Raw genomic sequence first — 12185 nt, forward strand, 5'->3', positions numbered from 1 at the left:
AGTCGGGAGGATTAGAGTAAGAGTACAAAATTATTAATAGTTTTAGCATGTGATATGGTGAACCGTAGCACAAGTAAATGAGGTTTTTAGCCTTAGGCATTGAAATGACTTGTCTGAGGCTGTTTTTATAAGTTAAAATATCGTACCACAAGTAATATTGTATTTACAAAATATTTTATAATAATAAGAGAGAATAACTTTAAAGTGGAAGGCAACCTGACCGTTCCAATAGATTGAATGCTTGTTTTAAATTATGGCTCTGTTTAAGAATGCTGTTGAAGTAAGCAGCTCATATAATACCGTAGAAAACATTGGAGCGAACATCAATAATCATTAGTCTTATATGTGTAGCGGAACGTTTTCCTAGGTATTATATGAGCTGCGTAATTTCAACATTAGTCTTTAACATAGCCTAAATTATATGTGTTAAAGTAAAAGCATTTTATATTACTTAAAGCTTAAAATCCTAGAGATTCGCCAACCAGGATAACTTTTATTCTTCCTTCTGTTTTGCACATTCTAGTTTCAATAACGTAAGAACAAATACAATCCTTTGATTTACAATTTCCACAAGAACCATTGATAACACAAGGTGTCTTTGTAGGAGAATTTAAAAACGGATCTGTCGAACAGCGTAGAGCATTAATTGGAGCCGCATATGTTCTAGCCCTATCTATAGCATTTTCAATGGTACTGCAAACCTTATTCATCCCAATAACAGCTATAACACTTTTAGGACCAAAAGTAATTGCTGCTACTCGATTGCCTACACTATCTACATTAACCAAAATACCATCTTCACTTATTGCATTGAAGCTCGTCAAAAAGGTATCACATAGCAGTGATTGGCGCATTAAGTCATATCTTTCATCTTTTGTTTTTGCTTTATCACGATCAATTGTAGTGAAATTACCTTGATAGATTTGGTCAATAAGTCCAATGTCTTTAAGTGTAACAGATCCTCCCCATGACACTGATGAGTGTTCTGGGATAAGTGATAGTGCTTTTTTAGTTGCATCTGTAGCATTATCACAGTAATAAGCCTCAAAATTTCTACTTTGTAGATTTCTAATTACTTTTGTTGCCAAAAGCTTATATCTCGCTTTTATCGAATTATCTATTTTTTGCATTTTAGTTCCTCCATTATGATTTGTTATATAAAATAATTAAAGTTATTGTATGTTTATTATAAGTATACTATAATAAATATAAAAAAATATGTTGCATATGCAACGGGGTGTTTCTTATGAAAGAATTAAATTTATTAGCTCAATCTAGTCTGTTTTCAGGCATTGAACTAAATGATATTCAAAAAATGCTTGTGTGTCTATCAGCGACGCGTAAAGAATATGATAAAGATGAAATGGTTGTTTGTGAGGGGGAACCAGTCAATGAAATTGGTATTATACTTCAAGGCATCGCACAAAGCACTAAATTAAGTGTTACAGGTAAAGAAATTATTGTATCTCTTCATTACCCAGGTGGATATACTGCTGTTTTAACTGCAGCTAGCCGTACACGTAAATGTCCTATGTCGGTACAGGCTTTAGAACCTCTTAGTGTTCTTTTTATTCCTATAAAAAATGTGCTAGCCAGTTGTTCGAAGTTGTGTATAGCGCATGAACAATTACTTGGTAATCTTTTTGACAGTATTGCAGAGAGGGCGTTAGAGTTACATGATCGAAATGATTGTCTGATTATGCCAACTATTCGTGATAAGGTTCTAACTTATTTAACTAGACTCAGTCGTGAATCCGAAACACAAGTTGTATCAATTCCTTTTAATAGGGAAGCAATGGCGAAATATTTAAATGTAGATCGTAGTGCCCTATCTAGGGAACTTGCATGTATGAAACGAGAGGGTCTAATCGATTTTTATAAAAATGAATTCAAGTTGAAAGTGACGATGGAGTCAATAAAGATGCATGTAGGCAAATCGGCATTAATTCCATGATCGTAGCGCATCTAATGTAAGAAATGGAGGTCTTTAGATGTATAGATGATTAAAATGAAAAACCTCACTTGCAACTGATACGGTGAACCGTACCATAAGTAACGGAGTTTTTTTTATTTTGAGTAGCTTTTATTTTAAAGATTATAGACTGTGTTTTTGCTAATTTTAAGCTTTGAAAGGTTTGAGAAGTAGAAAAAAGGGTGTGGAGTTTTGCTAATCTTGTTAATCAAGGAGATGAAATAAGAGAATTCCTAAATTTAATTAAATGATGAATAAGTCCTAAAAGAGTCGGTCAAAGAATGGTGTCTAGCTCTTTTTTTTGTTTTATACAAATGTTCAAATAATTATATTTAAGTGTAGAAAAGTATGGCATGGACTTATATTATAAGGTGTTTGTTATCATTTTTAGTATTATTTCAAATCTCATCGGTAAAAATAAAAGCAAAAAAATAAATATACCATATTGACACCACCACTACTGCGTGATACTATATAGTAGTAGTAAGTAATACTGAATATCGGTAATACTAGATAGTGAAGAGGTGAACTATTTGGAAAATATTACAGAAATGTTAAAAGGTGTACTAGAAGGCTGTGTTCTTGAAATCATCAGTCATGAAGAAATATATGGTTACGAGATTACTAGGAGGCTGAATGCCCTCGGATTTTCGGATGTTGTAGACGGGACAGTCTATACCATATTGGTGCGGCTTGAGAAAAACAAGCTGGTGGAAATTACGAAAAAGCCATCCGATATGGGACCGCCGCGAAAGTTCTTCAAGCTCAACGACGCGGGGCGTGAGGAGCTGAGGAGGTTCTGGGAAAGATGGGAATTCGTATCATCAAAAATTAACGAGTTAAAGGAGAAGAAATAATGAATTTTTGGGAAAAAGTTACGGGAAGCGACATGACTAAAGAATTGAAAACTTTTGAATCGCGAGCCAAAAAGCTACCGGCTGATTATCAAGCGGCATGGGAAAAAATCAATGCTAATCTTTGGCCGCACTCAGATTTCACCGGTCGCAACCTCATGCCAATTCTTGACGGTGTGCTTGGCCTGCTCGAAGAAACGGCTGCGGACGGTCAGAGTGTACAAGAGGTTTTGGGTGACGATATCAAAGGCTTCTGTTCAGCGTTGGTCGGCGAAGAAGGGGCAAAGTCTTTTCGCGACAAGTGGCGCAAGCAACTCAACAATAATATCGCTAAAAAATTAGGTAAATAGGAGGTTAAAATGAGAATACAAGAAATCATCGAAGGCAAAAAAGAGTGGCGAGCGCACGTGGCGCGTGTCAAAGCGCTCCCGAAAGATTATCAGATTGTTTATAAAGAGATTCAAAAATATCTCTTTAAGGTCGGCCCTGTTGAGCTAACCGACGGGATAGGTTTACTTTCGGGGATTATGGATCTTTTTGAAGAGGGTGCGGCCTTGGGGAAAGGCGTACTCGAAGTGACGGGCAGTGACGTAGCGGCTTTCTGCGACGATCTAATCAAAGATTCAAAAACTTACGCTGACATCTATCAAGAATCTGTTGACCAAGAAGTTAACAAGGCCATGAAAAAGGTTACGGATAAAACAAAGTAAAAGAGAGATATGGGGATAGAAAAAGCAATTGAAGTGAAAGGTCTGCGCCTCCCGCAAAGGTGGAGTACAATGAAAAGCAGCTTGATGTTTGCAGGCATTAAAATGATAGTGGTCAACAAAAACATCAACTAAAGGGATGATAGAGTGTGTAAATACGAGTGGATATTATGCCCGGTTTGTGGCAACAAAACAAGGGTCAAGATACGTGATGATACGGTGCTTGAAAACTTCCCACTATTTTGTCCCAAGTGTAAACAGGAAACGATAATCAATGTAAAACAACTGAATATATCAGTTATTAAAGAGCCAGACGCTAAGACGCAGAGCCGATAACATGTGAGTGAAATCACAGTTGTCGGCTTTTTTTTTATGATAACTACTCAAGCTGCATTGAAAGGATTAGATGCAGATTTGAGTAAGGTTACTATATTGTATAGGAGGAAAAGAAAATGAAAAAAAATATCATACAAATTAAAGGGGTAAAGAAAGCCTACAAAGATGTAGAAGTACTCAAAGGAGTAGATTTGGAAGTAGAGCAGGGATGTATCTTTGCATTACTAGGTTCCAATGGAGCAGGAAAAACAACGATGATTAGAATCATGGCTACTTTACTTAAAGCAGATGCTGGGAGTGTTATGATAAATGGTTTTGATATTGAAAAAAATCCAGGGTACATTAGAGGTTCAATCAGTCTTACTGGTCAGTTTGCTGCTATTGATGAAATTTTGACTGGTCGTGAAAATCTTCAAATGATAGCAAAACTTAGACATCTTAAAAATCCAAATGGAGTAGCAGATGAGTTAATTAATCGTTTTGGAATGTCAGAGGCTGCAGACCGCAGAGTGGGTACTTACTCTGGAGGTATGAAAAGAAGAATTGATATCGCAATGAGTCTTGTGGGAAATCCAAAGATTATTTTCCTAGATGAGCCAACAACAGGTCTTGATCCAGAAGCACGTTTAGAAGTCTGGAAGATTGTAAAAGAGTTATCAGCTTTAGGAACTACAGTATTCTTAACAACTCAATATTTAGAGGAAGCAGAACAACTTGCAGATAAAATCGCTATTCTTCATGGAGGAAAAATAATTGCTGTAGATACACTAGAAGGATTGAAAAAATTATTTCCACCTGCAAAAGTTGAATATGTTGAAAAACAACCTACATTAGAAGAAATATTTCTAACAATCATAGGTAATAAGGGGGAGAAATAGATGGAATCAACAAAAAAATATTTTTTAAAAGATATGAGTGTTATGTTTGGACGTTCTATGCGTCATATTTTTAGAAGTATGGATACAATTATTACAGTTTGTATCACACCAATTGCGATGATGTTATTATTCGTTTATGTATTTGGTGGTGCAATCCAAACAGGTACAGAAAATTATGTTAATTATCTATTACCAGGTATAATGTTAATGGCTATTGGTAGTGGCATTGCATATGTAGCTTACCGTTTGTTTATAGATAAAGAGCGTGGTATCTTTGAACGTTTTCACTCTATGCCTATCGCTCGTTCTACAGTATTATGGGGGCATGTATTAACCTCATTAATTTCAAATGGAATTTCTGTAGTAGTGATTATACTTGTTGCATTATTAATGGGTTTTCGTTCTTCAGCAGGAATCTTAGAATGGTTAGCGGTGTTTGGAATTCTTGGGATCTTTACACTTGCTTTGACTTGGATTGCTATTATTGCGGGACTTGCTGCTAAAACACCAGATGGCGCAGGCGCATTCTCTTACCCAATCATCTTCTTACCATTTATCAGTTCTGCCTTTGTACCAACAGATACGATGCCTTCAGTAGTACGTGCTTTTGCAGAAAATCAACCTGTAACACCTATCGTGGAAGCTATTCGTAATTTACTAGCAAACCAACCAGTAGGGCATAATATCTGGATTGCCCTTGCTTGGTGTATAGCAATAATAGTTGTTGCTTATATCTTTGCAATGAGGATATATAAAAAAATATAACCGATTTTTATACTAAATATAGTTACTCACCTATAGTGATAGATTTCGCTAGGATTTAATGAAATTTAAACTTACTTATTTTTTATTAATGAAAAATAACTCTTGCACCTCACCTTACGTTAGGTTGTATGATTTATTTACTACCAGTTAGAACCTTACGTAAGATATGAAGAAGTAACTTGGGACATAATTCGTTTAAAAACTGAGATCAAACTAAAACAATTTGGAAAGGACATTAAATTGAGATGAATAACTATATTTTAAAAACATTATCCTATAACAAACAAATACGGATCTTTTTTATGGAAAATACAGATATGATAAAAGAGATTTGTAATCATAAAAACATTAGTAAGACTTTAAAAACTGCATTGGGTGAAACTGTATCAATTGCAACTTTAATGTCAGGAACCTTAAAAGGGAATCAGAGAGTAAGTATAAAGATTAATGCAACCAATCGAAAGTATAAAATTTTTGCAGATGTAGATTCAATGGGAAATATCCGTGGATATATCAATGATGCATTACTAAATGCACCTTTAGACACTATAAATAATTTATATGTTGAAGAATTAATTGGAGATAAAGGATGTATTCAAGTATTGAAAGACCTAGGTATGCATAATATTTTTACAGGCATCACTGATATGCCCTATAGAAATATTATTGATGATTTTTCATATTATTTCAAACAAAGTGAGCAGATTGATACGATTTTCTCAGTAAATATGGTATATAATGAATATAACGAAATTACTTTATGCAGAGGGATAATGGCTCAACTACTTCCCGGTGCTCCTATTAATCTTATTGATACTATCAAAGAAATTATTTCAGAAAATCAGTCTATCCTATCAAGAGAAATCGAGAATTTTAAAGAAATCCCTTTCTTATTATTTAGAGATATTGAAATAGTAGAACAATATCCTGTTCAATTTATTTGCGGATGCTCGAAAGAAGCCTTTTATCCTATGCTATATTCTCTAAATAAGGAAGAGTTGGTTGATGCATATAAAAATGAAAAGCCAATGGAGATTGTATGTAATGTTTGCGGCAAGAAATACTCTTTTAGTCCACAGGAAATAAGAAACCTTACACAATAGATAAAAGATCGAAAGGATGTGATGATAGTGCAGAATAGAACCTGGAAGGTAGGTGAACTATCTAAGCTTACAGGGCTTACAATAAGAACTCTTCATCATTATGATGAAATTGGACTTTTGCGTCCTACTTTTCGTACGAATACAAGTCATCGTTTATACACTGAAGATGATATCATAAAACTTCAGCAAATTATGTCGCTGAAGGAATTGGATTTTTCATTGGAGGAGATTAAAGAGTTTTTTGAAAATCCTGAATATAATCCTAAAGAAGTAATAGAGATGCAGGTTGAGCGGCTAACCCAAGAAATTAAATTGAAAGAAGAATTAAAGCAACAGTTACAGGAGTTATGGGAAGTTTTCTATTCTTGGAAGAAACCAAATTTAGAACAGTTCATTAAATCAATAGAATTGATTAAAGCCCAAAAGGAGTATTTTACTCAAGAGCAAATCAATAGGATGAAAATGCATTATAACAAGCTTAATAATGTTGAAGTAGATGAAATTTCAAAAAACTGGAGACAACTAATCTCTTCAATTCAATCTGAAATGGAGAATGGTACATCTGTAGATAATCCAAGGGTTATAGAACTAGCAGAAAAGTGGAAGAGAGGTATGGATTTTTTTTCAGGTGGAGATATGGGGATTATCTATTCTGCTGAACGTTACTATTCAGAAAATCCATATGCAGCAAAAGGAAGCGGAATGAGTGGAGAGCTTTACAAATACATCAAAGATGCATTATCAAATATTAAATAACGCTGTGTTTTACCCACTCCCATTTTTTTATAGGAGTGCATATAGAAAGATTGACGAGGTACTAACGGAGCACATTGATAAGCTTATCAGTGTGTTTTTTTACTTTTTAGGAAATTATAATTTTAAAATCTAAGGATAACTTTAATCTTTAGTAACACATACTCTGAGAATCAAATTTTTTATTTTTTAGGAAATTACAAAAATCGAATTTGTGGATAGCTTAATCATAATTTATGAAGTGGATTTTTAAGAGGTAAATAATATATTAAAACCCTCCACTATCGTACCAAGGTTTAGCTAGTATGCTATAATGAGAAATACAATTTGGGTAACCAAAGAGGGAGGTGTTCAATGAAAACCTATAGTACTTCTGAAATTGCTAGAATGATGGGGATACATCCAAACACTGTTATGTTATATGAGAAATGGGGTTACATTGCTCCCGTTCCAAGAAAGTAAAATGGGTATAGGGTTTACACTGAAACACATCTTGAACAGATGAAACTGATAAGATTGGCATTAAGAAGCGAAGCAATTAAATGGTATATTAGGTTTGAGGTTAAAAATATTATAAGAAGTGCAGCTCAGGGGGACTTTGAAAAAGCTTTAGAGCTAAGCTAAGTAAAAAGGCAGAAATTTAAGAGGTGTAATTATGAAGAATAAGAAAGAGACTAGTTATATGGGCAATGTAGGAATAATAAAAAAAATTGATGATATTCCTGAGTTAAAAGATGAACTTATTGCTGTGTTTGAAAGCAAAAGCAAAAATGACATTTCACGTTATGGTCTGCTGTTAATACAACATGTGTTAAGCCTCGCCAATGTGCAACCGTGTGATGTGATTAATGAGTGTATAGACGTCAACAGAAGGTGGCAAGAAGGAAAGGCCACATATAAAGATACTAGACAGGCGGCTGCCATGATACCAGATTTAGCACGTACGGAGAAAGACCCAGTGAAAGCTAAGGTATTAAGAGTTATGGGGCAAGTTGCTCTCATTCCCCATGTGAAGAGACATGCTTTAATAGCTTCAGATTATGCAATAACTTTAATTAATTTAATGTATCCTAAAAATTTAGAAGAAGTAGAAAAAGAAAGAAAAATACAAATAGAATTAATGAAGAGTGTTTAACGACATTTTGGAAGGATAATTCACCCATCCTCGTTAGGTGGGAGTCCTTGGCTAAAAAATAGGCTTTGGTGTAACAAAGGCGGCTTTGTTCAAGGAGACGAACGTGATGTAATATTGTTTTCTATTGGCTATGGACCAGATCAGGAAGGAAAAGTGGCACTAAACTTTGGCCCACTTAACAGAGATGGTGGAGCTAGAAGGCTTAATGTAGCGGTTTCTCGTGCAAGAAAGGAAATGATGGTATTTTCAACCCTAAGACCTGAGCAAATAGATTTATCTAAAACTAGATCTGAAGGGGTAGCGCAGTTAAAAGCCTTTTTAGAGTTTGCAAAGAATGGAAAAAGTGCACTGCCTAGCAGAATATCCGCTGCTTCAACAAATAGTGATGGTGTTGAAAGATTAATAGCAGAAAAAATCAAAACCTTAGGTTACGAAGTGCATACCAATATTGGATGCTCGGAATACAAAATTGATATGGCCATAGTGAACCCTGATAAAAAAGGGGAGTATATACTAGGCATAATGTGCGATGGAAATAGGTATAAGGCAGCACATACTTCAAGGGACAGAAACATACTTCAAGGTAATGTATTAAAGTCCTTAGGCTGGAACATTCATCTTTTATGGATTTTAGATTGGTGGGAGAATGAAGATAAAGAGCTTGATAAAATTAAGTCAGCCATTGAGAAGGCAATGAAAGGTGTAGAAAAGGAATCTAAGGAAGAAACAATTAAAGCCCCAACTGTACAAGTTAGTAGTCATAAGAACATAAAACAGAGTCAAAGAATACTACATTCTATTGGAATAGCTCAGAGGAGCATTTAGAGTACTCATTATTCCGTATTCCAGCAGATGATATAACCAGAAGAAACATGGAAGACATATGCCCAGAGGAAATATCCAATGGAATAAAATACATCCTGCAAAATCAAATTAGTCTGCTAAAACCAGATTTAATAAAAGAAGTATGGAAGCTCTTTGGCTTTGCAAGAGGAAGCTCTTCTATGGAGGAGATTATTAATGAAGGAATTCACATGGCGGTTAAAAGGAATTTTGTGAAGGTGAATGACAATGAGAGAATTGTAATAGCTGAGTAGGTGAGAAAGGGTAGCAGAGATGCTGCCCTTTTGGACAATTATCCATATATTTATTATAATATAGAAAGTGACTATAGAGGTTGTATTAGGAGTGTTATATTATGAAATTACCTTTAGTAAAAAAAATTTTAAAAACTGCTTGGGTTAGAGTTCTTTTAAAGGAAAAAGTCTTCACTATTTCGCTTATGCTGGCCATCGCTACTTCCTTGGTGACAATGCCTAAGATAAGCTATATTAATTTTAACGTTATCCTTTGTCTATTTAATCTAATGCTTGTAGTTAGTGCCTTTGAAGATCTTAAATTAATGGATAAAGCAGCTATAACTATATTAAATAAATGTACAAATTTAAGATATATTAGTTTAATAATGATAGCTCTAACCTTTGTAAGTTCTATGTTAGTAACTAATGACGTTGCTCTTATAACCTTTATACCTTTAACCCTGATAATCAGCAGAAAGCTAAATGTTGATCCCGTAGAGATAATAATAATGCAAACCCTTGCAGCAAATATAGGCAGTAGCTTAACTCCTATGGGAAACCCTCAAAATCTGTTTTTGTTTACCTTTTATAAAATTTCCGCAGCCCAATTCTTTAAAATTATGATACCCTTTATTTTTATGGGTGCCTTATGGCTTATTATTCTAAACTTAAAAGTATCCAAGGAAGCTTTTAATCTTCAATTGGATGACATAAGCATAACAGATAAGAGACAAGTTTTATTGTTTGGGGCTTTATTTCTAGTTATAGTTTTATCAATATTTGACATTGTAGACTATAAATTAGCTTTTGGACTTACTTTAGCAGTAGCCTTAAGCACAAATAAAAAGCTTTTTAAAAGAGTGGATTTCTTTTTACTAGCTACCTTCATATGCTTTTTTATATTCATAGGGAATATTTCTCACTTTGAAATAGTAAACAGCTATTTACATAATATTTTAAGTACTAAAAACAAGACCTTTTTTACTTCAATTGCTTTAAGTCAGTTTATTAGCAATGTACCGGCTTCTATTCTAGTGGCTAACTTCACAGATAATTGGAAGCAAGTACTATTGGGCGTTAATATAGGGGGCATGGGAACCCTTATAGCATCTTTAGCCAGTGTTATATCCTATAAATTATATGTAAACAGTGAGCAGGCTAAGAAGTCTTCTGATTATATGACTAAATTTACCTTATACAATATTTTAGGACTTATTATTTTTACGGTTATTAATTTTATCTTATTAAATATATACAAAATTAACCAAATTTTATATAATGGGATTAGGTCATAGTTGTAATTTATGACGAAGTAAGTATTATTTATATAAGGGGGAAAAAATGAAAAAATGGGAAATTAATTATTGTGGAAACACTATTGTAGTTGAAAATAGAATTTCTGGTGAACGATTGTATGTTAATGGTGATTTGCAGGATGAGCAAATCGGTATAGCTGATAGGTCAAGGCTTTGGGGACAGTTGCAAACTGGTGAAACAATAAAGGTTTCTATGGGAGGTCTTTTCGGAATGCATTGTAGAATTTTTATAAATAGTAAACTGGTATTCTCTGAATAATATTATTCATTAGTTTATTAGGATATTTCCAAACTATAACCATTGATTTAAACAAATTAATATGATAATTTTATATGCGTAAGTATAAATTATAAATAAGTATTTAAGTTTTCTAGGGTTCCGCAGTTTGTAACTGGCAGGTCCGAGAGAAAACACACAGTTGACTGTGTACACGGAAGGATAAAAGCCTGGGAGATATTTAATAATATTTCTGTAGGCTTTTTTTATTTTGAAATTTTCTAATCTAGGAGGCTAAAGGATTAATAATCATTTAGTACAGAATAAGGAATACAGGAGGGATTGTAATGAAAAAATTTATCGTTGAAGATTCTTTTTGGAATCTATTTCCTAATGCAAAAATCGGGATTGTTATTTGTCATGGCATAGATAATTCTATAAGAGACAAAGAGCAATATGCGGAAATGATTTTAGAGGCAGAAAAGGAAGCCATGAAACATTTACAGAATGAAGAATTTAGTAGTAACCCTGTAATAAAAATATGGAGAGAAGCCTTCCAAAAATTTAAAACAAAAAAAGGTACAAGGCCATCCATAGAGGCATTACTAAAGAGAGTTCATAATGGAAATCACATAGGAACTATTAATCCACTAGTTGATATTTACAACTCTATTTCGTTAAGATATGCATTACCCTGTGGTGGTGAGGATATAGACAAATTTGCTGGTGATATAAGGTTGACTACGGCTGTTGGAAATGAGGAATTTATTCCACTTGGAACAGATGAGAATTCACCTCCATATGAAGGCGAAATAGTCTACAAAGATGATAAAGGTGCAATTTGCAGATGCTGGAACTGGCGTGAAGCAGTAAGAACAATGCTTACTGAAAATACAACTAATGCTTTTTTATGTATTGAGTTAACTGATGGAAATAGATTAATAGAATTTAAAAATGCATTAAAAGACCTGGCAAAGGCAGTGCAAGAAAACTTAGGTGGAACAAGCAAGATTTCAATTTTGGATATTAATAATAAGGAAGCATCAGTAGATTAATTTTAGGAGGATAAG

General features: G+C 33.9%; 17 protein-coding genes and 1 riboswitch. Of the genes, 16 read left to right on the forward strand and 1 reads right to left on the reverse strand.

The window, feature by feature from the left end; genetic code table 11:
* Positions 1-458: 458 nt before the first annotated feature.
* The gene (locus tag BN2665_RS24400; protein WP_055669691.1) at positions 459-1130 is read right to left on the reverse strand and encodes a lactate utilization protein; all 672 of its coding nucleotides are present in this window, start codon (positions 1128-1130) and stop codon (positions 459-461) included.
* Positions 1131-1246: 116 nt separating this feature from the next.
* Between BN2665_RS24400 and BN2665_RS24405 the strand changes: the two genes are divergently transcribed.
* The 16 genes from BN2665_RS24405 (at position 1247) to BN2665_RS24470 (ending at position 12170) form a co-directional block, all read left to right on the forward strand.
* A complete protein-coding gene (locus BN2665_RS24405; protein WP_055669692.1) occupies positions 1247-1954 on the forward strand; it encodes a Crp/Fnr family transcriptional regulator in 708 nt (235 codons plus the stop codon).
* Positions 1955-2505: 551 nt separating this feature from the next.
* On the forward strand, positions 2506-2829 hold the full coding sequence (locus BN2665_RS24410) for a PadR family transcriptional regulator (protein ID WP_055669693.1): 324 nt from the start codon (positions 2506-2508) through the stop codon (positions 2827-2829).
* Positions 2829-3176: a DUF1048 domain-containing protein gene (locus BN2665_RS24415; RefSeq protein WP_055669694.1), complete on the forward strand. Its 348-nt coding sequence runs from the start codon at positions 2829-2831 to the stop codon at positions 3174-3176. The genes BN2665_RS24410 and BN2665_RS24415 overlap by 1 nt, the downstream gene beginning before the upstream one ends.
* A gap of 9 nt (positions 3177-3185) precedes the next feature.
* Entirely contained in the window at positions 3186-3536 is a 351-nt protein-coding gene (locus BN2665_RS24420; protein ID WP_055669695.1) for a DUF1048 domain-containing protein, read from the forward strand.
* A gap of 144 nt (positions 3537-3680) precedes the next feature.
* Positions 3681-3869 (forward strand): cysteine-rich KTR domain-containing protein, encoded by a 189-nt coding sequence (locus tag BN2665_RS26575; protein ID WP_074042399.1) that lies wholly within the window; start codon positions 3681-3683, stop codon positions 3867-3869.
* A gap of 116 nt (positions 3870-3985) precedes the next feature.
* Positions 3986-4747, forward strand: a complete 762-nt coding sequence (locus BN2665_RS24425) for an ABC transporter ATP-binding protein (RefSeq protein WP_055669696.1) — start codon at positions 3986-3988, stop codon at positions 4745-4747.
* Positions 4748-5512, forward strand: coding sequence for an ABC transporter permease (locus tag BN2665_RS24430; protein WP_055669697.1), 765 nt, complete (start codon positions 4748-4750; stop codon positions 5510-5512).
* A gap of 245 nt (positions 5513-5757) precedes the next feature.
* On the forward strand, positions 5758-6615 hold the full coding sequence (locus BN2665_RS24435; protein WP_074042400.1) for an Hsp33 family molecular chaperone HslO: 858 nt from the start codon (positions 5758-5760) through the stop codon (positions 6613-6615).
* A gap of 27 nt (positions 6616-6642) precedes the next feature.
* Positions 6643-7371 (forward strand): MerR family transcriptional regulator, encoded by a 729-nt coding sequence (locus BN2665_RS24440; protein WP_055669699.1) that lies wholly within the window; start codon positions 6643-6645, stop codon positions 7369-7371.
* Between the two features lie 351 nt (positions 7372-7722).
* Entirely contained in the window at positions 7723-7830 is a 108-nt protein-coding gene (locus BN2665_RS27845) for a terminase gpP N-terminus-related DNA-binding protein (protein WP_341452761.1), read from the forward strand.
* 193 nt (positions 7831-8023) lie between these two features.
* On the forward strand, positions 8024-8503 hold the full coding sequence (locus tag BN2665_RS24445; protein WP_055669700.1) for a putative immunity protein: 480 nt from the start codon (positions 8024-8026) through the stop codon (positions 8501-8503).
* A gap of 153 nt (positions 8504-8656) precedes the next feature.
* On the forward strand, positions 8657-9328 hold the full coding sequence (locus BN2665_RS24450; protein ID WP_195892738.1) for a hypothetical protein: 672 nt from the start codon (positions 8657-8659) through the stop codon (positions 9326-9328).
* A 47-nt stretch (positions 9329-9375) separates the two neighbouring features.
* On the forward strand, positions 9376-9600 hold the full coding sequence (locus BN2665_RS24455; RefSeq protein ID WP_055669702.1) for a hypothetical protein: 225 nt from the start codon (positions 9376-9378) through the stop codon (positions 9598-9600).
* Positions 9601-9701: 101 nt separating this feature from the next.
* A complete protein-coding gene (locus BN2665_RS24460) occupies positions 9702-10877 on the forward strand; it encodes an SLC13 family permease (protein ID WP_055669703.1) in 1176 nt (391 codons plus the stop codon).
* A 46-nt stretch (positions 10878-10923) separates the two neighbouring features.
* Positions 10924-11157 (forward strand): hypothetical protein, encoded by a 234-nt coding sequence (locus BN2665_RS24465; protein WP_055669704.1) that lies wholly within the window; start codon positions 10924-10926, stop codon positions 11155-11157.
* Between the two features lie 101 nt (positions 11158-11258).
* A riboswitch (guanidine-I (ykkC/yxkD leader) is annotated at positions 11259-11354 on the forward strand.
* A gap of 108 nt (positions 11355-11462) precedes the next feature.
* Complete coding sequence (locus tag BN2665_RS24470) at positions 11463-12170, forward strand: B3/B4 domain-containing protein (RefSeq protein ID WP_055669705.1); 708 nt, start codon at positions 11463-11465, stop codon at positions 12168-12170.
* Positions 12171-12185: the final 15 nt, after the last annotated feature.

It is taken from the genome of Desnuesiella massiliensis (genome assembly GCF_001403615.1).
In the GTDB taxonomy this organism is placed as follows: Bacteria; Bacillota; Clostridia; order Clostridiales; family Clostridiaceae; genus Desnuesiella; species Desnuesiella massiliensis.